Source organism: Gellertiella sp. DMC107, assembly GCF_056313605.1.
This window is the reverse complement of record NZ_JBQUZZ010000004.1, coordinates 157639-180100: the sequence shown is the minus strand read 5'-3', so window position 1 is coordinate 180100 and position 22462 is coordinate 157639. Positions and strand designations below refer to the sequence as shown.

Annotated in this window: 22 protein-coding genes; 17 read left to right on the top strand and 5 right to left on the bottom strand. The window is 61.4% G+C overall.

Annotated features, from left to right (window positions below; genetic code table 11):
- Nucleotides 1-5 precede the first annotated feature (5 nt).
- The 4 genes from ACT54B_RS14685 to hemC form a co-directional block, all read right to left on the bottom strand.
- Nucleotides 6-1568 carry a heme biosynthesis HemY N-terminal domain-containing protein gene (locus ACT54B_RS14685; RefSeq protein WP_476045842.1) on the bottom strand — a complete coding sequence of 521 codons (1563 nt, stop codon included), beginning with the start codon at nucleotides 1566-1568 and terminating at the stop codon, nucleotides 6-8.
- A gap of 10 nt (nucleotides 1569-1578) precedes the next feature.
- Entirely contained in the window at nucleotides 1579-2757 is a 1179-nt protein-coding gene (locus tag ACT54B_RS14680) for a COG4223 family protein (RefSeq protein WP_476045841.1), read from the bottom strand.
- A gap of 86 nt (nucleotides 2758-2843) precedes the next feature.
- A complete protein-coding gene (locus ACT54B_RS14675) occupies nucleotides 2844-3554 on the bottom strand; it encodes a uroporphyrinogen-III synthase (protein ID WP_476045840.1) in 711 nt (236 codons plus the stop codon).
- Nucleotides 3555-3559: 5 nt separating this feature from the next.
- Nucleotides 3560-4489 carry a hydroxymethylbilane synthase gene (gene hemC, locus ACT54B_RS14670; RefSeq protein ID WP_476045839.1) on the bottom strand — a complete coding sequence of 310 codons (930 nt, stop codon included), beginning with the start codon at nucleotides 4487-4489 and terminating at the stop codon, nucleotides 3560-3562.
- Between the two features lie 72 nt (nucleotides 4490-4561).
- Here hemC and tsaD point away from each other — a divergent pair, with 72 nt between their 5' ends.
- The 5 genes from tsaD to ACT54B_RS14645 are packed head-to-tail and all read left to right on the top strand — an operon-like array spanning nucleotide 4562 to nucleotide 8053.
- Entirely contained in the window at nucleotides 4562-5656 is a 1095-nt protein-coding gene (gene tsaD, locus ACT54B_RS14665; RefSeq protein ID WP_476045838.1) for a tRNA (adenosine(37)-N6)-threonylcarbamoyltransferase complex transferase subunit TsaD, read from the top strand.
- A complete protein-coding gene (locus ACT54B_RS14660; RefSeq protein WP_476045837.1) occupies nucleotides 5653-6639 on the top strand; it encodes an NAD(P)H-dependent glycerol-3-phosphate dehydrogenase in 987 nt (328 codons plus the stop codon). Before tsaD ends, ACT54B_RS14660 begins: the two co-directional genes overlap by 4 nt.
- A gap of 13 nt (nucleotides 6640-6652) precedes the next feature.
- Nucleotides 6653-6946 (top strand): YciI-like protein, encoded by a 294-nt coding sequence (locus tag ACT54B_RS14655; RefSeq protein WP_476045836.1) that lies wholly within the window; start codon nucleotides 6653-6655, stop codon nucleotides 6944-6946.
- A 1-nt stretch (nucleotide 6947) separates the two neighbouring features.
- Nucleotides 6948-7388 (top strand): EVE domain-containing protein, encoded by a 441-nt coding sequence (locus ACT54B_RS14650; RefSeq protein ID WP_476045835.1) that lies wholly within the window; start codon nucleotides 6948-6950, stop codon nucleotides 7386-7388.
- On the top strand, nucleotides 7385-8053 hold the full coding sequence (locus tag ACT54B_RS14645) for a class I SAM-dependent methyltransferase (RefSeq protein WP_476045834.1): 669 nt from the start codon (nucleotides 7385-7387) through the stop codon (nucleotides 8051-8053). Before ACT54B_RS14650 ends, ACT54B_RS14645 begins: the two co-directional genes overlap by 4 nt.
- Here ACT54B_RS14645 and ACT54B_RS14640 read toward each other — a convergent pair.
- The gene (locus ACT54B_RS14640; protein WP_476045833.1) at nucleotides 8050-8415 is read right to left on the bottom strand and encodes a hypothetical protein; all 366 of its coding nucleotides are present in this window, start codon (nucleotides 8413-8415) and stop codon (nucleotides 8050-8052) included. The two genes, ACT54B_RS14645 and ACT54B_RS14640, sit on opposite strands and share 4 nt — an antisense overlap.
- Nucleotides 8416-8856: 441 nt before the next feature.
- Here ACT54B_RS14640 and sdhC point away from each other — a divergent pair, with 441 nt between their 5' ends.
- From sdhC to odhB, 12 genes are all read left to right on the top strand, one after another.
- Nucleotides 8857-9249: a succinate dehydrogenase, cytochrome b556 subunit gene (gene sdhC / locus ACT54B_RS14635; RefSeq protein WP_476045832.1), complete on the top strand. Its 393-nt coding sequence runs from the start codon at nucleotides 8857-8859 to the stop codon at nucleotides 9247-9249.
- A gap of 11 nt (nucleotides 9250-9260) precedes the next feature.
- Nucleotides 9261-9641 carry a succinate dehydrogenase, hydrophobic membrane anchor protein gene (gene sdhD / locus ACT54B_RS14630; RefSeq protein ID WP_476045830.1) on the top strand — a complete coding sequence of 127 codons (381 nt, stop codon included), beginning with the start codon at nucleotides 9261-9263 and terminating at the stop codon, nucleotides 9639-9641.
- Between the two features lie 5 nt (nucleotides 9642-9646).
- Nucleotides 9647-11488 carry a succinate dehydrogenase flavoprotein subunit gene (sdhA, locus tag ACT54B_RS14625; protein WP_476045829.1) on the top strand — a complete coding sequence of 614 codons (1842 nt, stop codon included), beginning with the start codon at nucleotides 9647-9649 and terminating at the stop codon, nucleotides 11486-11488.
- A gap of 15 nt (nucleotides 11489-11503) precedes the next feature.
- A complete protein-coding gene (locus ACT54B_RS14620; RefSeq protein ID WP_476045828.1) occupies nucleotides 11504-12283 on the top strand; it encodes a succinate dehydrogenase iron-sulfur subunit in 780 nt (259 codons plus the stop codon).
- 220 nt (nucleotides 12284-12503) lie between these two features.
- Complete coding sequence (locus ACT54B_RS14615; RefSeq protein ID WP_476045826.1) at nucleotides 12504-13040, top strand: AprI/Inh family metalloprotease inhibitor; 537 nt, start codon at nucleotides 12504-12506, stop codon at nucleotides 13038-13040.
- 154 nt (nucleotides 13041-13194) lie between these two features.
- Entirely contained in the window at nucleotides 13195-14373 is a 1179-nt protein-coding gene (gene zapE / locus ACT54B_RS14610) for a cell division protein ZapE (protein ID WP_476045824.1), read from the top strand.
- A gap of 164 nt (nucleotides 14374-14537) precedes the next feature.
- Nucleotides 14538-15500: a malate dehydrogenase gene (gene mdh / locus ACT54B_RS14605; RefSeq protein ID WP_476045822.1), complete on the top strand. Its 963-nt coding sequence runs from the start codon at nucleotides 14538-14540 to the stop codon at nucleotides 15498-15500.
- A gap of 35 nt (nucleotides 15501-15535) precedes the next feature.
- Nucleotides 15536-16729, top strand: coding sequence for an ADP-forming succinate--CoA ligase subunit beta (sucC, locus tag ACT54B_RS14600; protein WP_476045820.1), 1194 nt, complete (start codon nucleotides 15536-15538; stop codon nucleotides 16727-16729).
- A gap of 18 nt (nucleotides 16730-16747) precedes the next feature.
- Entirely contained in the window at nucleotides 16748-17650 is a 903-nt protein-coding gene (sucD, locus tag ACT54B_RS14595; protein ID WP_476045819.1) for a succinate--CoA ligase subunit alpha, read from the top strand.
- Nucleotides 17651-17894: 244 nt separating this feature from the next.
- Nucleotides 17895-20891: a 2-oxoglutarate dehydrogenase E1 component gene (locus ACT54B_RS14590; RefSeq protein WP_476045817.1), complete on the top strand. Its 2997-nt coding sequence runs from the start codon at nucleotides 17895-17897 to the stop codon at nucleotides 20889-20891.
- A gap of 3 nt (nucleotides 20892-20894) precedes the next feature.
- Nucleotides 20895-21197: a YciI family protein gene (locus ACT54B_RS14585; protein WP_476045816.1), complete on the top strand. Its 303-nt coding sequence runs from the start codon at nucleotides 20895-20897 to the stop codon at nucleotides 21195-21197.
- 45 nt (nucleotides 21198-21242) lie between these two features.
- Complete coding sequence (odhB, locus tag ACT54B_RS14580; protein WP_476045815.1) at nucleotides 21243-22460, top strand: 2-oxoglutarate dehydrogenase complex dihydrolipoyllysine-residue succinyltransferase; 1218 nt, start codon at nucleotides 21243-21245, stop codon at nucleotides 22458-22460.
- Nucleotides 22461-22462 lie beyond the last annotated feature (2 nt).

The window sequence follows — 22462 nt, the reverse complement described above, 5'->3', positions numbered from 1 at the left end:
GATCCTTAGAATAGCGGTTTGCGTTTTTTCGTGTCCAGGGGCCGCACGGCTCCGGCCCTTACGCCCGGATCGTCGGGCGCATGACCAAAGAACGGCACAACGGTCGGGTCCGTTCCCGGCGCAGACTTGTCGGCTCGGGGAGCCTGTGTTTCCTGCGTCGGCAAGCTTTGGGGCGGCTCTTCCCTGATCGTCGCGGAAACGTCGATTGCCGGTGTCTCCGGCTCCACAATCCGGGGTGCCGGCGGCGGGAGGTCGTCGAGCAGCAGCTGTGCCGCATCATCCTCGTTCTCGTAAGGAGGCTTCCAGACGAAGCCGCCCAATTCCCCCGCAGGAGACAGTGGGTGCCAGGTGTCGGAGACAACCCCATCCGCCACCCATGCGGGGTCGCGGGGAGCCCGCAAAGCCGCCGCAAGATAGTGGCGCATGCGCGCCTGGTCGCCGGTCTCCGCTTCTTCGATTTCCGCCAGAAGCATCAGGATGCCCTCGCGCGGATCGCGCTTCAGCGCTGCTTCCGCTTTCTCGCGCGCCTTGTCGAACTGGCGGGCCTCAAGAGCCGCTCGGGCCGTAGCGGCCAGCCCCACCGGATTGTCCGGCTTCAGGCTTTCCAGCTTTTCGGCGCGCTTGAGCCGGTCCAGGGCCGTATCGCCGCTCCGGGCGCGCAGATAGGTCTCTGCGATGTCCGGATGAGGCTCGATTTTCCAGACCTGCTCCAGAACGGCCGTGCCGCGCCGGAAATTGTCTTCCCGGAACCAGGCTTTGGCAGCAATGACCGCCGCCGGTACGAGCGCCGGTGCATATTTCAGGGCCTGCAACGCATCTTCCCGGGCAAGCTTGGGGTCCGAGGTCAGTCTCGACCCGGCACGCGCCGTCAGGAGGACAGCGCGCTCGCGCGTGGTGTCGCGTCCGCCGGCGCTGTGGGAGACTTTCTGTTTCTCCAGAATGTCGAGCGCCCGATCATAATCGCCCGCACGGGTCCGATATTCCAGGACAGCCTGGGACGCCCAGGGCAGATAGGGCGCACGCTCGACAGCCTGGGTGGCAAAATGCTCCGCTGCCTCACCCGCCCCTGCGCGCTTCGCCTCGATGAAAAGTCCCCGAAGACCCAGTTCCCGGGTTTCCGGATCCTCGGCCATGGCTTCGAACTTCCGTCGAGCGGCATCGTGGTCGCCCTTGATAAGGGCGGCCTGTGCTTCCAGCAAATGGATCAGCGGCTCCTGATCGGCACTCAGGAGGCCGCGCGTGCGCTCGGCCATCTTGCTGGCAAGGAGAGCATTGCCGGCCCCGGCAGCGATCAGCCCCGTGGAGAGCGCCTGATAGCCGCGATCCCGTTTGCGGGCCCGGAAATAGCGGGATGCCGCCTGCGGAGACGTCCAGACCAGCCGGACCAGCCACCAGATCATGAGAAAAAGGGCCATGACGGCAACGATCATCGCCGCGGCCACCATGAGGCTCATCTCGACCCGCTGGCCTTGCCACAGGATCATCATCTGGCCAGGGCGGTCTGCAAGCCAGGAAAAGCCCCAGGCAAGAGCAAGAACCAGGACAGCATAGGATATAAGTCTGATCATTCTTGGTCCCTCAGCCGGCCTGCAATGCGGATGTCTTGGTGCGCTCGACAAGAGCGCCGGTCAGTTCGTCGGACTTGATGCGATTGTCGAGCGATTGCTTGAAGGCAGCGGAGACGGCACGGCCCGCCTCCGGCAGGGCCTCCCACTCCAGTGCAGCTCCCTTGAAATCGCCATTCTTCAACTTGTCCTCCAGGCGGGCGAGGACAGCCCCTCCGTCGGTCCCTTCGACGTTTCCAACCGGGCGAATGCTGACAAGCGATCGGGCACTGTGAAGCAGGCGGTCGGTCCAGCCTTCGCCCGCCGCGGGCTGATTGATCGCCTCGACAATGGATGTTGCGACGGCATCGAAGCTCCGCACCAGCTCTGCCCTCGACGTTACACCAGCCGCGGCGAAGGGCTTCAGGCCCGAAACAGCCGGTTCGTCCGGCGCAAGGGCGGCAAAAGTTTCCAGTTCTGTGAGGAAGGGATCTCCCCGGTCGACGGCCGCTTTCAGATAGGTTGCAGCAATGGTGCGGGAAACCGCGGTCTCGCCGGGTCTCTGTGCCAGGGTCTTTTCGGCCTCCTTGAGGCGCGCCGAAAGATCAGACATCTTGCGGGTGGCTTCGGCCTCGCTCTGACCGGCCGCTTCCTCGAATTTTTTCAGCCGGCCTTCAAGCGCCTCCATTTTCGCCGAGACTTGCGGATCGGCGTTTCCGGATGCGACGGGTCGGTTTTCCAACGCGGCAATACGCTTTTCGAGGTCTCCGGTGGGCTGGACATCGGCTGGAATGGTGGCGAGTTGCTGTTTCAGCCCATCCACTTCGGCGCGCAGGGTCGCGATTTCTTCCCCCGTTCCGGACCCGCCCTTCTCTGCGCTGGCGGCCGGCAGGTAGCCGGCATATTGCATGCTGCCCGCTGCAGCGAGCGCGATGAGCCCGCCGAGAATTCCCGCGCCGATCATGGCCGGCATGGAGGGGGAGGGGTTGCGGACCGTTGCCTTTCCGGCTGGGGCGGACGTTTCGGGATCGGGACCCGGCGCAGCCGATGAGGGGCTTGTGCTGGTGGCCCTATCGGCCGTGGTCCGGTCCGCATCGTCTGGTGCGGAGCGTCCGGCCTCCGGTTCACTCGGTTCAGCCTTCAGATCCAGGATGTCTGCTTCATCGCCCTGTTGATCGCCGGTAGACCTGTCCTGAACCATGGCATTCCTCATGTCTTGAACTCTCCATGGGAAAGTAGAGGGTCAAGAGGGGGAAGAAAAGGCCCGTCAACGAAATAGCCCGGTTTCGGACCGCCAATTCAGACGCTTCCGAGCAGGGACAGCAAGGCGTCCTCGCTCGTCTCGGGAGCAATATGGATGCGGGAAGCCCATGGGCCGGGCAAGGCGGCGGCAATGGCCGGGCTTAGGCAATAGAAGGTCAATCCCCGCACATCCTCCTGCCGCTGCAAAAGCTGCACCATTCGCAAGGCGGCTTCCTTCGAGTAGAGCAGAACCGCGGTCTCCTCCGCCATCGCTGCGCTCACGCGCGGCGGATCATAGGCGATGGGTTCCATCCGGTAGGCGACCCACACACGCACCGGAATGTGTGCCGCATCCAGCCCCTGTTCGAGGGTCGGGCTGCGGGGCGTGCCGGCAACGTACAGGAGCGGGGACATACGCTGCTTGACGTGGGTGCGGATCAGCTCCGCCAGATCCGCACCATAGCCGGAGCCAACTTTTATCCGGGTGAAACCGGCGCCGCATGCGGCGCGCGCCGTAGCCTTGCCCACCGCAAAGACCGGTATGTCAGAAAAGCTGGAGATCATCGAAGGGTAGCGCGCGAAGGCGCGTATCCCTTCGGCGCTCGTCAATATGATTCCGCTGGGCGCCGGCATGGCACGCAACTCATCGGTGAGATCGAGGTGCTGCGCTGCAAAAAGAGGCAGGAGATGAGGTTCGTGTCCCTGTCTCTGCAGTTTTTCGGCGGTGCGCTGTCCCGCCGCCGCCGGGCGCGTCACCAGCACCCGCATGGCCTTCAGCTCCAGCTCGAAAAAAAGTCCGGTCCCGCCTTCTGGCGTATCTCTTCGCCGGCGCGAATGCCAATCAACTCTGCCTCGCCGCGCTTGCCTTCCGCTTCGATACGATGGGACTGCGATCCATCCGGGGTCAAAATCATGCCGGAGAAGCGAATATGGTCGTTACGGACGATTGCGTAGCCGGCTATCGGCGTCCTGCAGGAGCCGTCGAGTGCGGACAGAAAGGCGCGCTCGCAGGAGACCGCGTCAAAGGTCGCACGGTCGTTGATGGCGGAAAGCAGTGCATCGACCCGGCCATCGCCGATGCGGCTCTCGATGCAGATCGCTCCTTGCGCGGGCGCGGGCGGAAATTCTGCGGTGTCGAGAATCTCGGTCGGCACATCCTGCTTTCCGAGCCGCCGCAGGCCGGCGAGGGCAAGAAGGGTCGCGTCCACCTGGCCTTCGGCGAGCTTGCGCAGGCGCGTATCCACGAGGCCACGGAAAGTGATGACGTTGATATCCGGCCGCAGGCGGCGAATAAGCGCCTGACGCCGCAGGGACGAAGAGCCGATCGTGGCGCCCCGGGGAAGGTCCAGCAGTTTGGCGGCCGTCCGCCCGACAAAAGCGTCCCGTGCGTCCTCCCGGGGCAAATAGGCCGAGATATGCAGACCTTCGGGAAGTTTCGTCGGCATGTCCTTGGAGGAATGAACCGCAAAATCCAGGTCGCCAGCCAGCAGTTGCTCTTCCAGTTCCTCGGTAAAGAGCCCTTTTCCGCCGATTTCCGAGAGTGAGCGATCGGTAATCCTGTCTCCTTTTGTGGACAGGACAACGATTTCAAACCGGTCGGCAGGCAAACCATGGGCCGCGATCAGACGGTCACGGGTTTCATAGGCCTGAGCCAGCGCCAGGGGGCTGCCACGGGTTCCGATCCGGAAAGGTTTTGTTTGCATCCGCCTCGATCCATTGTTACCGGAGTTTCCACTAAACTCCTTTTCCGTTTACCGCAATCAATGAACGGGTTCATGCCGACCAAACTTGCCATATTGGGGATTGAAACGAGCTGCGACGAGACGGCGGCTTCCGTCGTGGTGCGCCATGAGAATGGCCGTGGGGAAATTCTCTCCAACGTGGTGCTGAGCCAGCTTGAGGAGCACAGCGTTTACGGAGGCGTCGTTCCGGAGATTGCAGCGCGTGCCCATGTGGAGGCACTCGACGCGCTGGTGGAAGAGGCTCTCCTGCAATCGGGGATGCCGCTTGCACAGATGGACGCGATCGCGTCGACATCCGGTCCGGGCCTGATCGGTGGACTGATCGTCGGATTGATGACGGGCAAGGCGATCGCCATGGCGACCGGCAAGCCGCTCTATGCCGTCAATCATCTGGAAGGGCATGCGCTGACCGCGCGCCTGACGGACAACATCGATTTTCCCTATCTGATGCTGCTGGTATCCGGCGGGCATACCCAGCTCATCCTGGTCAAGGGCGTCGGCGATTATGAGCGTTGGGGAACCACCATCGACGATGCGCTCGGCGAAGCCTTTGACAAGACCGCCAAACTGCTCGGGCTTCCCTATCCGGGAGGCCCCGCCGTCGAGCGCGCCGCAGCTACCGGCGACGAGCGGCGATTTGTCTTGCCGCGGCCTCTGGTCGGGGAGGCGCGACTGGATTTTTCCTTTTCCGGTCTCAAGACCGCCGTGCGCCAGGCGGCCACCGCCATCGAACCGCTCGGTGAACAAGACGTCGCCGATATCTGTGCGTCCTTCCAACATGCGGTTTCCCGGACCTTGAATGATCGTATCGGCCGAGGATTGGAGCGCTTTCGGGCGGTATTCGGCGACCACGCGAAGCCGGCCCTTGTTGTCGCCGGTGGCGTTGCGGCGAACCGGACCTTGCGGGCAACGCTCGACGGGCTCTGCCGGCAGCACGGGTTCCTCTTCCTCGCACCGCCGCATGTTCTTTGCACGGACAATGCAGCCATGATTGCCTGGGCTGGGCTGGAGCGGATGGCGGCAGGGCTTCCGGCCGATGCACTTGACGTGCAGCCGCGATCCCGTTGGCCGCTCGATACAAGTGCCGAGACACGGATCGGGCATGGGAAGAGGGGAGCAAAAGCATGACCCGCGAACGCTGCGTTGTGATCGGCGCCGGCGCCTTCGGTACGGCCCTTGCCAATATGATCGCCGGAAACGCGGTTATGGAAACCATCCTTCTGGGTCGCGATGCCAGCAAGATGTCCGATCTGGCGCGGCTGCTCCACCATGAAGAGGCTTTGCCCGGCGTTGCGCTCCATGGGGATCTGCAGTTCAGCGCCGATCCCAAGGTGCTGGCCACCGCGGCCCTCGTCCTGTTCGCCATGCCCTCCCAGGCACAGGCGTCCGCGAGCGTCGCCTACGGGCCTTTCCTGAAAGGCGAGGCGAGCATTGTTACCTGTGCCAAGGGTATCGACCGGAAGACGACACGTCTGTTGAGCCATGTGCTCGAGGAGCGTTTGCCCGGGCATCCGATTGCCGTGCTGTCCGGTCCGGGTTTTGCGGCCGACATCGCAAAAGGTCTGCCCACCGCCATGTCGCTTGCCGCCCGACGGCTCGAGCATGCGGAAGATCTTGCGCGCCTGATTTCCGGACCGACATTTCGTCTTTATGCGTCGGACGATCCGGTCGGCGTGCAACTGGGAGGCGCGCTCAAGAATGTTCTGGCGATTGCCTGCGGCATGGTCGAGGGCGCGGGACTTGGCGATTCGGCACGCGCTGCGCTGATATCGCGCGGTTTGGCCGAGATGTCCCGCCTTGCGGTCGCCATGGGTGGGCAGGCGGAGACCATGCGGGGCTTATCCGGATTGGGCGATCTTGTGCTGACGGCAACCAGCCATCAATCTCGAAACTTGCGTTTTGGGATCGCGCTTGGACAGGGCATCGGGGCAGACGCGCAAGGGGGGCGACTGGTCGAAGGCGCTTTTGCAGCGGCTGTCGCGTCCCGGCTCGCCGAGGGCTTCAAAATCGACATGCCGATAACCCAGGCCGTCGCCGCCATCATCGATGGACTTCTCGATATACCAACCGCGCTCGAACAATTGATGAGCCGGCCGATCACCACTGAATGAAGGATTGGATTCCATGCTCTTTGCTCTCCTTTGCACCGACAAGCCAGCGCATCTTTCCTTGCGCATGGAAACGAGGCCGGCTCATGTGGAATGGCTGAACGGTCTGAACGCCGCCGGGACTTTGAAGATGGCTGGCCCGTTCCTGGATGGCGATGGCAAGCCCTGTGGCAGCCTTGTTGTCGTTCAGGCGGAGACAATCGATGCAGCACAGGCGCTCGCCGCTGCAGATCCCTATGCCAAAGCGGGTCTCTTCCAATCCGTCGACATCAAGCCGTTCAACTGGGTCTTCAACAATCCTGAGGCATGACATGGCCTACTGGCTCTATAAATCCGAACCCTTCAAGTGGTCCTGGGATATGCAGAAGGCTGCCGGCGAGACGGGCACGGAATGGACCGGCGTTCGAAATTATCTCGCCCGGAACAACATGCGAGCCATGCGTATCGGTGACAAGGGGTTCTTCTACCATTCCAACGAGGGGCTGGAGATTGTCGGGATTACCGAGGTTTGCGCGCTTTCCCATCCGGATTCGACCGCTGAGGGCGATCTCCGGTGGGATTGTGTCGATATCCGGTCCGTCTGCGATATGCCCCGACCGGTTTCCCTGAAGGAAATCAAGGCCAATCCCCGGCTTTCGCAAATGTCGCTGGTGACCTCCATGCGGCTCTCGGTCCAGCCGGTGACGGAGGACGAATATGCCGAGGTCTGCCGCATGGGCGGACTGGACAATCCTCCGCGCTCCCCCGAATGAAAACCGATCCCCGGCAGTTTATCCTGCAGAATACCGATTTGCTGGCGCCACCGCATGTGCCGGAAATCCGCCTTCATCTGGCTACCGAAGTACACGAACTCTGGCACAAGACCGAAAGCGAACTTGAGGAGATCGGTCTGCCGCCTCCCTTCTGGGCTTTTGCCTGGGCGGGCGGGCAGGGCCTTGCCCGTTATGTGCTGGACCATCCGGAGCTGGTGAGAGGAAAAAGGGTCATCGATTTTGCAAGCGGTTCCGGCCTGGTCGGAATTGCTGCGGCCAAGGCCGGGGCTGCGCATGTCATGGCCGTGGATATCGATCCGTGGTCCGGCGACGCGGTGCGCCTCAATGCGACCGCCAATGCCGTGGACCTGGAATTCGACGGTGCTGATATCGTGGGTGACGATCTTCAGGCGGACATACTGCTTGCCGGCGACGTGTTTTATGATCGTGCCTTTGCCGCAGCGCTGGTGCCCTGGTTTATCAGCCTTCGCAAGAGCGGCATCACCGTCCTTGCCGGAGATCCGGGCCGCTCCTACCTGCCGCGAGCCCATCTGGAAGCGCTCGCGACATACGAAGTGCCCGTAACCCGCATTCTTGAAGACAGCGAAGTGAAACGAACGACCGTATGGTCTTTCGCGCCACAGGTGCCGTCCAAAGCGGCTTAGGGCCGTATGACGCACACGCCGTTTTCATAAGAACATGGATCTTTCGCGGCCTGCACGGAGATGATCTTGGCCTTGGGCGCGGGAAGCATGCGCTCCTTCTTGGCGCCCATGCCTTCGATATAGAAATAGGTGCCGACGCCCCGCACGCGAAGGGCCGATATGGAACCGGCAAAGGTACCCAGTCCAGGAACGATGGTTGGCAGCCCGTACCCTCCGCCATAGCTTGGCGGCAGATGATGGTGGTGATGGCGGTTCCAGCCATCGTGCCCCCCCTGATATCCCCAATCGCCTGCAGAGGCGCTGGAGGCGGAAAGCACTGTGGCCGTCATGGCCATGAGGAACCCCAAGCGACGCGAAACCATGCGCTTGTCCTTTCAGTTGGTTAACAAAAAGTTAACGGACATTACGCCGATCCTGTTCCGGATTCCATCGCAGAAACGATTATTTCACCGAACGTGGTTAAACAGAGGGCAGGCGGCTTTCAGGAGCCCGCAGGCCGCGATGCAGGCGGTCAGGATGTGCGGCATAATGTGCCGGAACGTCCGCTCGCAGCCCTTCGAATCTTGACCGGATCGCGAAGGGTATTAGTTCCAAAGTTTGATGGGTTGCGGCATTCCGTTCATGCGCGAATCGATTAAATTGAAAACACTCGGCAATTCCGCTTGCTGCACTGCAATGGCGTCGTTATGTGTCCTTGATGACGCACTGCACGCAAGATTGTTGCGCCCAGTTGAATCTTCCGGAATGCCGTTCCGATCACTGCGCCCGATCGGTGCGCTTTGAAAACGCCCTAGAGGTATCTGATGGCGAATGTCACGAATAACCGGCCCCTGTCGCCGCATCTGCAGATTTACCGGCTCATCCCAACCATGGCCATGTCCATATTGCACCGCATTACCGGCGGCGCGCTCTATGTCGGCACCCTCCTGGTGGTCTGGTGGCTGATCGCTGCCGCCTCGGGGGAGCAATACTATAGCTGGGTTATGTGGTTCATGGGCACCTGGTTCGGCCGGCTCGTGCTGTTCGGTTACACCTGGGCCCTGTTGCACCACCTGCTCGGCGGCCTGCGCCATCTGCTGTGGGATGCCGGTTACGGTTTCGAGAAAGAATTCTCCACGAAACTTGCCCGGGCCAACCTGATCGGCTCCATCGTCCTGACCCTGGCGGTCTGGATAATCGGTTACTCCATTCGCTGAGGACGAAGACCATGGATATGCGCACTCCCCTCGGCAAGGTACGTGGCCTCGGCTCCGCCAAGGACGGAACCGAACATTTCTGGCGCCAGCGCCTGACGGCGGTTTCAAACCTGTTCCTGATCGGCTTCTTCGTCGTTTTCATGGTGCTCTATGCCGGAGCGCCCTATCAGGAAATGGTGGCTGTTCTTCATAACCCCCTCGTTTCCATCGTCTGCGCTCTGGTCATCGTTTCGGTCACCGTGCACATGCGGCTCGGCATGCAGGTGATCATCGAGGATTACATTCACGTCGAACTGACCAAGATCGTACTTCTGATCCTCAACACATTCTTTGCGGTTCTCGTTGCCGGCGCTTCCCTGTTCGCCCTTCTGAAAATCGCTTTTGCAGGATAATCCCCATGGCATCGATCACTTCACCCGCCCAGAATGGCAAGGCTTACACTTATGTCGATCACGCCTATGACGTGATCGTCGTCGGCGCCGGGGGCGCGGGTTTGCGCGCAACGCTCGGCATGGCGGAGCAGGGCTTTCGCACCGCCTGCATTACCAAGGTTTTCCCGACCCGCTCGCACACGGTCGCGGCGCAGGGCGGGATTGCCGCTTCCCTGCAGAACATGACGCCCGACTGCTGGCAGTGGCATCTCTATGACACCGTCAAGGGCTCGGACTGGCTCGGTGACGTGGACGCCATGCAGTACCTCGCCATGGAGGCTCCAAAGGCTGTCTACGAACTCGAGCATTATGGCGTGCCCTTCTCGCGCAACGAAGAGGGAAAGATCTATCAGCGCCCGTTCGGCGGCCACATGCAGAATTACGGCGAAGGCCCGCCCGTGCAGCGCACCTGCGCCGCGGCCGACCGGACCGGCCATGCCATCCTGCACACCCTCTACGGACAGTCGCTGCGCAACAATGCGGAATTCTTCATCGAGTATTTCGCGCTCGACCTCATCATGTCGGACGACGGCCAGTGCACCGGCGTGGTGGCCTGGAACCTCGATGACGGCACGATCCACCGTTTCGCTGCCAAGATGGTGGTCCTGGCGACCGGCGGTTATGGTCGCGCCTATTTCTCGGCGACGTCCGCCCATACCTGCACCGGCGACGGCGGCGGCATGATCGCACGCGCCGGCCTGCCGTTGCAGGACATGGAGTTCGTGCAGTTCCATCCGACCGGCATTTACGGTGCGGGCTGTCTCATCACCGAGGGCGCCCGAGGCGAGGGCGGCTATCTCGTCAATTCCGAGGGCGAGCGCTTCATGGAGCGTTATGCCCCGTCGGCCAAGGACCTGGCGTCGCGCGATGTCGTGTCTCGCTGCATGACGATGGAAATCCGGGAAGGCCGTGGCGTCGGCAAGAACAAGGACCATATCTTCCTGCATCTCGACCATCTCGATCCGGCCGTTCTGCATGAACGCCTCCCGGGCATCTCGGAATCGGCCAAAATCTTCGCCGGCGTCGACGTGACCCGTGAGCCGATCCCGGTTCTGCCGACGGTTCACTACAATATGGGCGGCGTGCCGACCAATTACTGGGGCGAGGTGTTGAATGCCGACAGCCAGAATCCGGAGCGTATTGCGCCCGGCCTGATGGCCGTCGGGGAAGCGGGCTGTGCGTCGGTGCACGGGGCAAACCGCCTCGGCTCCAACTCGCTGATCGACCTGGTGGTCTTCGGGCGGGCTGCCGCAATCCGTGCCGGTCAGGTGATCGATCGCGCCGCTCCGGTTCCATCGCTGAACACTGCGTCCTGTGACAAGATCATGAGCCGCTTCGACAGGCTTCGTCATGCGTCCGGCTCCACGCCGACTGCGCTGCTGCGGGACAAGATGCAGCGGGCTATGCAGGAAGATGCGGCGGTGTTCCGCACCCAGGAATCGCTCGAAAGCGGCTGCCGCCGTCTCTCCGCGATCTGGAAGGAACTGCCGGACATCAAGGTGACCGACCGCTCGATGATCTGGAATTCCGATCTGGTGGAAACACTGGAACTGGAAAACCTGATGGCCAACGCCATCACCACGGTTTATGGCGCGGAAGCCCGCAAGGAAAGCCGTGGCGCCCATGCCCGTGAGGACTACAAGGATGGCCCGATGGGTGGACGCGACGACGAGAACTGGCGCAAGCATACGCTTGCCTGGGTCAGCGAGGCGGGTGACGTGAAGCTCGACTATCGCCCTGTTCACACCGACCTCATCGCTGACGGCATCGATCCCAAGAAGATCGCGCCGAAGGCCCGCGTTTACTGATCGGAGAAAGTCACGATGGTTGAACTCGCTCTCCCCAAGAATTCCCAGATCACCGAAGGCAAGGTATGGCCGAAGCCCGAGGGTGCAAAGAACGTGCGCGAATATCGCGTCTATCGCTGGAGCCCTGACGATGGTCAGAATCCGCGTATGGACACGTTCTATGTCGATATCGACGATTGCGGCCCGATGGTTCTCGATGGTCTCCTCTACATCAAGAACAATATCGACCCGACGCTGACGCTTCGCCGGTCCTGTCGCGAGGGCATTTGCGGCTCCTGCGCCATGAATATCGACGGCACCAATACCCTGGCCTGCACCAAGGGGATGGATGACATCACCGGAGCGGTGAAGATCTATCCCCTCCCGCACATGCCTGTGGTGAAGGATCTGGTTCCCGATCTGACCCATTTCTATGCACAGCACCGCTCCATCGAGCCTTGGCTGAAAACGGTTTCGCCGCCGCCTGCAAAGGAGTGGAAGCAGAGCCACGAGGACCGGCAGAAACTCGACGGTCTTTACGAGTGCATCCTGTGCGCCTGCTGCTCGACCTCGTGCCCGAGCTACTGGTGGAACGGTGACCGCTATCTCGGTCCGGCGGTGCTGCTGCAGGCCTATCGCTGGCTGATCGACAGCCGCGACGAAGCCAAGGGCGAGCGTCTCGACAACCTCGAAGATCCGTTCCGGCTCTATCGCTGCCATACCATCATGAACTGCGCACAGACCTGTCCCAAGGGGCTCAACCCGGCGAAGGCGATTGCGGAGATCAAGAAGATGATGGTGGAGCGCCGCGTCTGACTTCTCCAAGATCGGGGGAGCAAGCTCGGAGGTGCTCTTATGGCGTGTATCGCCCCTCCGTCGGGCTGCCAGTGTGGCGGACTGGCACAAGCGCATCGAGAAACACGCAAATCCTCTCTATGAAGGGTTAGCGGGTCCTTGATTATTATGGCGGACTTACGATATTCCGCCATGATTGCGTGCAAGGCTTGAAACAGTGGCGAACTGAGGAGCGGGATAAATGCGGTTTGGCAAGGCGACGGCAGGTTTGGTTGTGGTTCTCGCGCTGGCGGGTTGCCAGCGGACGGCAGACAGCGGCTTTGGTACGCAGGCCTCCCTTTCACCCGCTCCGCTGGCTGCGCAGCCTGTGACAGGCGTGCAGGCCACCCAGCTTCCCGCGCCGGGTTCTGCCGCAGCTCCGAACGGTCAGTTCCCGACTGCCCCCACCCAGCAGGCGTCTCTTCCCGGTGGTGCAACGGATGCAATGGCCGCCAGCGGACTCGACGTCAAAAAGGAAGCGATGGTGGGCAGCTGGCGCGTCGGGGGCGCCACGAGCTGCGACATGTTCCTCACGCTCACCAACCTTGGCAGCGGTTCCCGCGGGGGAACGCGCGGTTGTGCGGGCGAGCTGACCCAGATCCGCTCCTGGGAAGTGTCCGGCAAGCAGGTCCAGTTCAAGGACAGCAATGGCAACGTGATCGGAAGCGTCTACAAAACCGCGGAAAACCAGTTCAGCGGTTCCACCGCCTCGGGCCAGCCGCTGCAACTGAGCCGCTGATCTTGCAAAAGGCCCTTCGGGGCCTTTTCCTTTGATGGACCTCTCGTAACAGCCTGTTAAGGCACCCTGTGGTCCCATGCGACACAAGGGCCATGAGGTCCCGTTTCCCTGCCGCAACCTGCTCTGCTGACATCAAACTTCGGAACACAAACCCATGCAGCCCATGCCCGACTATGCCATCAGCGTCAGCGAAAAGCTGAAGGCGTTGACGGAGACAGGGGAACTGCGGGTCGATCCGGTGCAGCTGGGTATCGCGCTGAAGCTCGATGGCATTCTGCTGGAGCTTCGCGAGAAACGGGCGGCGGCCAAGACGAGCGCTCTGGGCTGGCTGTTTGCGGCCAAGCGAAAGAGGGGCGCTTCCGTGCGCGGTCTCTATGTTTACGGCTCGGTCGGCCGCGGCAAGACGATGCTCATGGATATGTTCTTTGCCATGGCGCCGGTCGAAAGGAAGAGGCGGGCGCATTTTCACGAGTTCATGGCCGATGTGCACGGGCGCATTCATGCGCACCGCCAAAAGTTGAAGAATGGCGAAACGAAGGAAACCGACCCGGTGCCTCCCGTGGCCGAGGAGCTTTATCGGGAAGCTCAGCTCCTTTGTTTCGACGAATTTACGGTGACCGACATTGCCGATGCGATGATCCTGTCCCGCCTGTTCTCTGCCCTTTTTGAGCGTGGCTGCGTGCTGGTTGCGACCTCCAATGTGGCGCCCGACGATCTCTATCGCGATGGTTTGAACCGGTCACTTTTCCTGCCCTTCGTGGATATTCTCAAGACTCATGTCGACGTCGCCACCCTCGACAGTCCGACGGATTACCGCATGGAAAAGCTCGAAAGCCTTCCCGTTTATCACGCTCCTCTTTCGCCGGAGGCAGACCGTCTGATGGATGAGGCCTGGAAGACGATGACAAGCGGCCATGCCGTCACCTCGCGCGATATTCCCATGAAGGGGCGCAACCTTCATGTTGCCCAGGCCTGCGGCCGGGTGGCTCGATTTTCCTTTGCAGATCTCTGCGAAGCGCCCCTTGGTGCCTCCGATTATCTGGCGCTGGCCGAGCATTTCGATGCGATCCTCATCGACCACGTGCCGCGGCTTGGGCCGGAAAAACGCAATGCAACCAAGCGCTTCATTATCATGGTCGACGCGTTCTACGATCACTCCGTGCGTCTGTTCCTTTCTGCCGCTGCGTGGCCGGAGCATCTTCTGACCGAGAAAAAGGGTGTGGAAGGCTTCGAATTCGACCGGACGATATCCCGACTTTTCGAAATGCGAAGCGCCGACTATCTGGCGCTCCACCGCTCCGATCGTGACAGAAATGCGTCGGCCGGGCATTGAATATCTTACGTGAACGTAAGATATTTATCTTCTAACCGATTGAAACTGCTTATGCCTAAAGAATCGATTGCCATTTTGATCGGGTAGGACTATGCCTTTTGCCCGAGGTGGCTTTCCCGTTCGCTCCGGAGGCCACAGTTTTGGCTCGCAAAGGAAGCACATCTATGGCGCGGAAAAAGATCGCATTGATTGGTTCGGGCATGATCGGCGGCACGCTGGCGCATCTCGCCAGCCTCAAGGAACTCGGGGACGTCGTTCTGTTCGATATCGCCGATGGCGTTCCCCAGGGCAAAGGCCTCGATATCGCCCAGTCGGGCCCGGTCGAGGGTTTCGACGTCAATCTCTCCGGTGCCAGTGACTATTCCGCCATCGAAGGCGCCGATGTCTGCATCGTCACCGCCGGTGTACCGCGCAAGCCCGGCATGAGCCGCGACGACCTGCTCGGCATCAACCTCAAGGTCATGGAACAGGTGGGTGCCGGCATCAAGAAATATGCCCCCAACGCCTTCGTGATCTGCATCACCAACCCGCTCGACGCCATGGTCTGGGCGCTGCAGAAGTTCTCCGGCCTGCCGAAGAACATGGTGGTCGGCATGGCTGGCGTGCTGGACAGCGGTCGCTTCCGCCATTTCCTCGCCTCCGAATTCAATGTCTCGGTTCAGGACGTCACCGCCTTCGTTCTCGGCGGTCATGGCGACACGATGGTGCCGCTCGCCCGTTACTCCACGGTTGCCGGCATTCCGCTGACCGATCTCGTGAAGATGGGCTGGTGCACCAAGGAGCGCCTGGAAGAAATCATCCAGCGTACCCGTGACGGCGGCGCCGAGATCGTCGGCCTGCTCAAGACCGGCTCTGCCTATTATGCGCCTGCCGCATCGGCGATCGAAATGGCCGAGGCCTTCCTCAAGGACAAGAAGCGCGTCCTGCCCTGCGCGGCCCATCTGTCCGGCCAGTATGGCGTGAAGGACATGTATGTCGGCGTGCCGACCGTCATCGGCGCGGGCGGCATCGAGCGCGTGATCGAAATCGATCTGAACAAGCAGGAGCAGGAAGCCTTCGACAAGTCGGTCGGAGCCGTGGCTGGCCTCTGCGAAGCCTGCATCAACATCCAGCCCTCGCTGAAGTAAGCCGGCTATCCGAAGAACAGATCGAAGGATTTCCCATGAATATTCATGAATATCAGGCCAAGGCTCTGCTGAAGAGCTGTGGTGCGCCGGTCGCCGATGGCGTGGCGATCTTCAAGGTGGAAGAAGCGGAGGCGGCTGCCAAGTCGCTTCCCGGTCCTCTCTATGTGGTCAAGAGCCAGATCCATGCCGGCGGTCGCGGCAAGGGCAAGTTCAAGGAGCTCGGTCCGGATGCGAAGGGCGGCGTTCGTCTTTCCAAGTCGATCGATGAAGTTGTCGCCAATGCCAAGGACATGCTCGGCAACACGCTCGTGACCGCCCAGACGGGCGAAGCCGGCAAGCAGGTCAACCGCCTCTACATCGAAGATGGCGCGGACATTGCGCGCGAGCTTTACTGCTCGCTGCTGGTCGACCGCTCGGTTGGTCGCGTTGCGTTCGTCGTCTCGACCGAAGGCGGCATGGATATCGAGGCGGTTGCCCATGATACGCCTGAGAAGATCCATACGATCGCGATCGATCCGGAAACCGGCGTGACCGCAGCGGATGTGGCGAAGATCTCCCAGGCGCTTGCGCTTCAGGGTGCCGCTGCAGAAGATGCGAAATCCCTCTTCCCGATCCTCTACAAGGCCTTCAACGAGAAGGACATGTCGCTCCTGGAAATCAACCCGCTGATCGTCATGAAGAATGATCGTCTGCGCGTTCTCGATGCCAAGGTATCTTTCGACGGCAATGCCCTCTTCCGCCACGACGACGTACGGGCGCTGCGCGACGAGACCGAGGAAGACAGCAAGGAAATCGAAGCCTCCAAGTGGGACCTCGCCTATGTCGCTCTCGACGGCAATATCGGCTGCATGGTGAACGGCGCCGGCCTGGCCATGGCGACCATGGACATCATCAAGCTGTATGGCAAGGAACCTGCGAACTTCTGTGACGTGGGTGGCGGCGCCGGCAAGGACAAGGTTGCTGCGGCCTTCAAGATCATCACGGCCGATCCCAAGGTCGAGGGCATCCTCGTCAACATCTTCGGCGGCATCATGAAGTGCGACGTCATCGCAGAGGGCGTGGTGGCAGCGGTTCAGGAAGTGGGGCTGAAGGTTCCGCTGGTGGTTCGTCTCGAAGGCACCAATGTCGAGCTTGGCAAGAAGATCCTCAACGAGTCCGGCCTTGCAATCACGGCGGCCGACGATCTCGACGATGCCGCCAAGAAGATCGTCGCGGCGATCAACGGCTAACGGAAGGACCGGAACGAAATGTCGATTCTTGTAAATAAGAACACCAAGGTTCTCGTTCAGGGCCTGACCGGCAAGACCGGGACTTTCCACACCGAACAGGCGCTTGCCTATTACGGCACGCAGATGGTCGGCGGTATCCATCCGAAGAAGGGTGGGGAAACCTGGACCGGCTCGAAGGGCGAAAGCCTGCCGATCTTTGCATCCGTCGCAGAGGGCAAGGAAAAGACGGGCGCAGACGCAACCGTCATCTACGTACCGCCGGCCGGTGCTGCCGATGCCATCATCGAGGCGATCGAAGCGGAAATTCCCTTCATCACCTGCATCACCGAAGGCATCCCGGTCATGGACATGGTCCGGGTCAAGGCCAAGCTCGACAAGTCGAAGTCGCGTCTGCTCGGCCCCAACTGCCCGGGTATCCTGACTCCTGAAGAATGCAAGATCGGCATCATGCCGGGCTCGATCTTCCGCAAGGGTTCGGTGGGTATCGTCTCGCGTTCGGGAACGCTGACCTATGAAGCCGTGTTCCAGACCACGAATGAGGGCCTCGGCCAGACGACCGCTGTCGGTATCGGCGGCGATCCGGTGAAGGGCACCGAATTCATCGACGTTCTGGAGCTTTTCCTCGCCGATGAAGCCACGAAGTCGATCATCATGATCGGCGAAATCGGCGGCTCGGCTGAAGAAGATGCGGCGCAGTTCCTCATCGATGAAGCCAAGAAGGGCCGCAAGAAGCCGATGGCCGGCTTCATCGCCGGTCGCACCGCGCCGAAGGGCCGCACCATGGGCCATGCGGGTGCCGTGGTTTCCGGCGGCAAGGGCGATGCGGAATCGAAGATTGCCGCGATGGAAGCAGCGGGCATCCGCGTGTCTCCTTCGCCGGCCCGTCTCGGCAAGACGCTGGTGGAAGTCCTCAAGGGCTGATCCCGCGACATGAACAATACCGGGCATGGGCGTCCAGAGCGGGCTCCCCTGTCCGGTATCGGCATTTTCGGATGGTGTGCTGCGCTGCAACAAGGCGGGACGATCATGCGAACAAAAGCCGGTTTTCGGTGGTGCGACGGGCGATGTCAGTCCGGCGCATGGGCAGGCCCGACGATGGACAGGACAGGGCCATCCGGGGGCGACCTCAACCAACCAAGGAGGCGGGCATTCCCCGCGAAACACCATGGCAAGGCAAGAAGCCAACGAGCAGTTTCAGATCACCTCGTTCCTCGACGGTGCGAATGCTGCCTATATTGACCAGCTCTATGCGCGCTATCAGGACAACCCCGCCTCGGTAGGCGAGGAATGGCAGGCGTTCTTCAAGGCGCTCGATGATAATCCGGCGGATGTGAAGAAGGCGGCCGAGGGTGCCTCCTGGCGTCGATCCAACTGGCCGCTGCCGCCGAAGAACGATCTGGTCTCCGCGCTGGATGGCGACTGGGGTACGGTCGAAAAGGAAATCGGCAAGAAGGTTCAGGCCAAGGCCGAAAACAAAGCTGCCGAAACCGGCGCTCCCGTGAACCCCGCCGACGTGCTGCAGGCAACGCGCGATTCCGTACGCGCCATCATGATGATCCGGGCGTTCCGCATGCGCGGTCACCTGCACGCCAATCTCGATCCGCTGGGCCTTGCCGCTCGCATCGAGGATTACAACGAGCTTTCTCCCTCGTCCTACGGGTTCGAAGAGAAGGATCTGGACCGCAAGATCTTTATCGACAACGTGCTGGGCCTCGAATATGCGACGGTCCGGGAGATGCTGGCGATCCTCGAGCGTACCTATTGCTCGACGCTCGGCGTGGAGTTCATGCATATCTCCAATCCGGAGGAAAAGGCCTGGATTCAGGAGCGTATCGAAGGCGCCGACAAGGGTGTCTTCTTTACGCCGCAGGGCAAGAAGGCCATTCTGCAGAAGCTGATTGAAGCCGAGGGCTTCGAGCAGTTCATCGACGTCAAATACAAGGGGACCAAGCGCTTCGGTCTCGACGGCGGCGAAAGCCTCATTCCGGCACTCGAGCAGATCATCAAGCGCGGTGGTTCCGAGGGCCTGATGGAAATCGTGTTCGGCATGGCGCATCGTGGCCGTCTCAACGTGCTGTCCCAGGTGATGAACAAGCCGCACCGGGCGATCTTCCACGAGTTCAAGGGCGGATCCTTCAAACCCGATGAGGTTGAGGGTTCCGGCGACGTGAAGTACCACCTCGGTGCTTCCTCCGATCGCGAATTCGATGGCAACAAGGTGCATCTGTCGCTGACGGCAAACCCGTCGCATCTGGAAATCGTCAATCCTGTTGTCATGGGCAAGGCGCGCGCCAAGCAGGACATGCTGGCCAAGGTTTTCGAAGGCGATATCATTCCGCTTCGCGAACGGGCCAAGGTCCTGCCGCTGCTGATTCATGGCGATGCCGCTTTTGCCGGCCAGGGCGTGGTGGCGGAAATCCTCGGTCTCTCGGGCCTTCGGGGTCACCGGGTTGCCGGAACCATGCATTTCATCATCAACAACCAGATCGGCTTCACGACGAATCCGGGCTTCTCCCGGTCTTCGCCCTATCCGTCCGATGTGGCCAAGATGATCGAAGCGCCGATCTTCCACGTCAATGGCGACGATCCGGAAGCGGTGGTCTATGCGGCCAAGGTCGCGACCGAATTCCGCATGAAGTTCCACAAGCCGGTCGTCGTGGACATGTTCTGCTACCGCCGCTTCGGCCATAATGAAGGCGACGAGCCTGCATTCACCCAGCCGAAGATGTACAAGGTCATCCGTGGCCACAAGCCGGTATCGCAGCTTTATGCGGACCGTCTGATTGCCGAAGGCCTGATCTCCGACGGCGAATATGAAAAGATGAAGGCCGACTGGCGTGCCCATCTCGAGCAGGAGTTCGAGGCCGGCCAGTCCTACAAGCCGAACAAGGCCGACTGGCTCGATGGCCAGTGGGCAGGTCTGCGCGTGGCCGACAATGCCGACGAACAGCGTCGCGGCAAGACAGCCGTTCCGATGAAGTCGTTGAAGGAAATCGGGCGTAAGATCTCCGAAGTGCCTGCCGGCTTCAACATTCACAAGACGCTGCAGCGCTTCATGGACAACCGCGCCCAGATGATCGCGACCGGAGAGGGAATCGACTGGGCCATGGCCGAGGCACTGGCCTTCGGCTCGCTCTGCCTCGACGGGGTCAAGATCCGCCTGTCGGGTCAGGATTGCGAACGCGGCACCTTCTCGCAGCGCCATTCCGTGCTTTACGATCAGGAGACCGAGGCCCGCTATATTCCGCTGGCCAATCTCTCGCCCACCCAGGCCCGCTACGAAGTCATCAACTCGATGCTCTCGGAAGAGGCCGTGCTGGGCTTCGAGTATGGTTACTCGCTGGCCCGTCCGAACGCGCTCACCCTATGGGAAGCCCAGTTCGGCGATTTCGCCAACGGCGCGCAGGTGGTGTTCGACCAGTTCGTCTCCTCGGGCGAACGTAAGTGGCTGCGCATGTCCGGTCTCGTCTGCCTGCTGCCGCATGGCTATGAAGGCCAGGGCCCGGAACATTCCTCCGCCCGCCTCGAGCGCTTCCTGCAGCTTTGCGCGGAAGACAACATGCAGGTCGCGAACTGCACGACGCCGGCCAACTACTTCCACATCCTGCGCCGCCAGATGAAGCGCGACTTCCGCAAGCCGCTGATCCTGATGACGCCGAAGTCGCTGTTGCGCCACAAGCGTGCGGTGTCGAGCCTTGCCGAGCTCGCTGGCGAAAGCTCGTTCCATCGCCTGCTCTGGGACGATGCGGAGGTGCTGAAGGACAGCCCGATCAAGCTCCAAAAAGACAACAAGATCCGCCGCGTGGTCATGTGCACCGGCAAGGTCTATTTCGATCTCTTTGAAGAGCGCGAGAAGCGGGGGATCGACGATGTCTATCTGCTGCGCATCGAGCAGCTTTATCCGTTCCCGGCCAAGGCGCTGATCAACGAACTCTCGCGGTTCCGTCATGCGGAAATGGTCTGGTGCCAGGAAGAGCCGAAGAACATGGGCGCCTGGTCGTTCATCGATCCTTATCTGGAATGGGTGCTGGCGCATATCGATGCCAAGTATCAGCGCGTGCGCTATACGGGCCGTCCTGCGGCTGCCTCTCCGGCAACGGGCCTGATGTCGAAGCATCTGGCGCAGCTCGCGGCCTTCCTCGAAGACGCGCTCGGGGGCTGATCCATGGCTTTCTTCATGCTGAAGCTCATTGGCCCGCGGCCCTCCTTTCCCGGTGATGCATCGGGCGAGGAGCTGGCCGCCATGGCGGAGCATTCGGTCTATTGGAAAGACAAGACGGAAGACCGGACAGCCATTGCTGTCGGTCCTGTCTTCGATCCGGCAGGCCCTTTCGGCATGGCGATCGTAGATTGTGCAGACGAGATGGCAGCGAAGGGGCTGGCGCAGGATGATCCCGTCATCCGGGCCGGCCTTGGCTTCCGTTACGACCTGTTCCCCATTCCATCCCTTATCCTCAGGCAGGCGTGAGGACGTCCGCCGCAACACGCTTTAACCCACTCAGGAACCTAAACCATGGCGACAGAAATCCGCGTTCCCACCCTTGGCGAGTCCGTCAGCGAAGCCACCGTCGGCAAGTGGTTCAAGAAGGTGGGCGATACGGTGAAAGCCGATGAGCCCCTGCTTGAGCTCGAAACCGACAAGGTTTCCATCGAAGTCCCCGCACCGGCAGCCGGAACGCTGGCGGAAATCACGGCCCAGGCCGGCGAGACCGTCGGTCTTGGCGCGCTTCTTGGCCAGATCGCCGCCGGTGCTGCCGCTGCCGCAGCCGCTCCGGCCGCCGCGCCCGCTCCTGCCGCCCAGCCTGCGGCTGCAACAGCCCCTGCACCGGCTGTATCCGCCATGCCGGCTGCTCCGGCAGCCGCCAAACTCATGGCGGACAACAATGTCTCTGCGGCCGATGTCGAAGGATCCGGCAAGAGAGGCCAGGTACTGAAGGGCGACGTGATCGCCGCTATCGCCAAGGGTCCGTCTGCGGCTGCACCTGCTCCCGTACCCGCCGCACCGCGCGCGCCTTCCGCCGTGGAAGATGCCGGTCGTGAAGAGCGCGTCAAGATGACCCGCCTGCGCCAGACCATTGCCAAGCGCCTCAAGGATGCACAGAACACGGCGGCCATGCTGACCACCTATAACGAGGTGGACATGAGCGCGGTCATGGACCTGCGCAACCGCTACAAGGATATCTTCGAAAAGAAGCATGGCGTGAAGCTGGGCTTCATGGGCTTTTTCACCAAGGCCGTCACCCATGCGCTGAAAGAAATTCCGGCGGTCAATGCCGAGATCGACGGCACCGACATCATCTACAAGAACTACTGCCATATTGGCGTTGCTGTGGGCACCGACAAGGGCCTCGTCGTTCCCATCGTTCGCGATGCGGACCAGATGTCGATCGCCGGCATCGAGAAGGATATCGGCCGTCTCGGCAAGCTTGCCCGTGACGGCGCGCTTTCCATGGCCGACATGCAGGGGGGAACCTTCACCATCTCGAACGGTGGTGTCTATGGCTCGTTGATGTCCTCTCCGATCCTGAACGCACCGCAGTCGGGGATTCTCGGCATGCACAAGATCCAGGATCGCCCGGTCGCCGTCGGCGGACAGGTTGTCATTCGTCCCATGATGTATCTGGCGCTCTCCTATGACCATCGTATCGTGGACGGCAAGGAAGCCGTTACCTTCCTGGTCCGGGTCAAGGAAAGCCTCGAGGATCCGGAACGTCTGGTTCTCGATCTCTGATT

Excerpts from the sequence above, each read along its gene's own strand:
- ACT54B_RS14685 (WP_476045842.1), bottom strand. The coding sequence starts at position 1,568 with ATGATCAGACTTATATCCTATGCTGTCCTGGTTCTTGCTCTTGCCTGG.
- ACT54B_RS14680 (WP_476045841.1), bottom strand. The coding sequence starts at position 2,757 with ATGAGGAATGCCATGGTTCAGGACAGGTCTACCGGCGATCAACAGGGC.
- ACT54B_RS14675 (WP_476045840.1), bottom strand. The coding sequence starts at position 3,554 with ATGCGGGTGCTGGTGACGCGCCCGGCGGCGGCGGGACAGCGCACCGCC.
- hemC (WP_476045839.1), bottom strand. The coding sequence starts at position 4,489 with ATGCAAACAAAACCTTTCCGGATCGGAACCCGTGGCAGCCCCCTGGCG.
- tsaD (WP_476045838.1), top strand. The coding sequence starts at position 4,562 with ATGCCGACCAAACTTGCCATATTGGGGATTGAAACGAGCTGCGACGAG.
- ACT54B_RS14660 (WP_476045837.1), top strand. The coding sequence starts at position 5,653 with ATGACCCGCGAACGCTGCGTTGTGATCGGCGCCGGCGCCTTCGGTACG.
- ACT54B_RS14655 (WP_476045836.1), top strand. The coding sequence starts at position 6,653 with ATGCTCTTTGCTCTCCTTTGCACCGACAAGCCAGCGCATCTTTCCTTG.
- ACT54B_RS14650 (WP_476045835.1), top strand. The coding sequence starts at position 6,948 with ATGGCCTACTGGCTCTATAAATCCGAACCCTTCAAGTGGTCCTGGGAT.
- ACT54B_RS14645 (WP_476045834.1), top strand. The coding sequence starts at position 7,385 with ATGAAAACCGATCCCCGGCAGTTTATCCTGCAGAATACCGATTTGCTG.
- ACT54B_RS14640 (WP_476045833.1), bottom strand. The coding sequence starts at position 8,415 with ATGGTTTCGCGTCGCTTGGGGTTCCTCATGGCCATGACGGCCACAGTG.
- sdhC (WP_476045832.1), top strand. The coding sequence starts at position 8,857 with ATGGCGAATGTCACGAATAACCGGCCCCTGTCGCCGCATCTGCAGATT.
- sdhD (WP_476045830.1), top strand. The coding sequence starts at position 9,261 with ATGGATATGCGCACTCCCCTCGGCAAGGTACGTGGCCTCGGCTCCGCC.
- sdhA (WP_476045829.1), top strand. The coding sequence starts at position 9,647 with ATGGCATCGATCACTTCACCCGCCCAGAATGGCAAGGCTTACACTTAT.
- ACT54B_RS14620 (WP_476045828.1), top strand. The coding sequence starts at position 11,504 with ATGGTTGAACTCGCTCTCCCCAAGAATTCCCAGATCACCGAAGGCAAG.
- ACT54B_RS14615 (WP_476045826.1), top strand. The coding sequence starts at position 12,504 with ATGCGGTTTGGCAAGGCGACGGCAGGTTTGGTTGTGGTTCTCGCGCTG.
- zapE (WP_476045824.1), top strand. The coding sequence starts at position 13,195 with ATGCAGCCCATGCCCGACTATGCCATCAGCGTCAGCGAAAAGCTGAAG.
- mdh (WP_476045822.1), top strand. The coding sequence starts at position 14,538 with ATGGCGCGGAAAAAGATCGCATTGATTGGTTCGGGCATGATCGGCGGC.
- sucC (WP_476045820.1), top strand. The coding sequence starts at position 15,536 with ATGAATATTCATGAATATCAGGCCAAGGCTCTGCTGAAGAGCTGTGGT.
- sucD (WP_476045819.1), top strand. The coding sequence starts at position 16,748 with ATGTCGATTCTTGTAAATAAGAACACCAAGGTTCTCGTTCAGGGCCTG.
- ACT54B_RS14590 (WP_476045817.1), top strand. The coding sequence starts at position 17,895 with ATGGCAAGGCAAGAAGCCAACGAGCAGTTTCAGATCACCTCGTTCCTC.
- ACT54B_RS14585 (WP_476045816.1), top strand. The coding sequence starts at position 20,895 with ATGGCTTTCTTCATGCTGAAGCTCATTGGCCCGCGGCCCTCCTTTCCC.
- odhB (WP_476045815.1), top strand. The coding sequence starts at position 21,243 with ATGGCGACAGAAATCCGCGTTCCCACCCTTGGCGAGTCCGTCAGCGAA.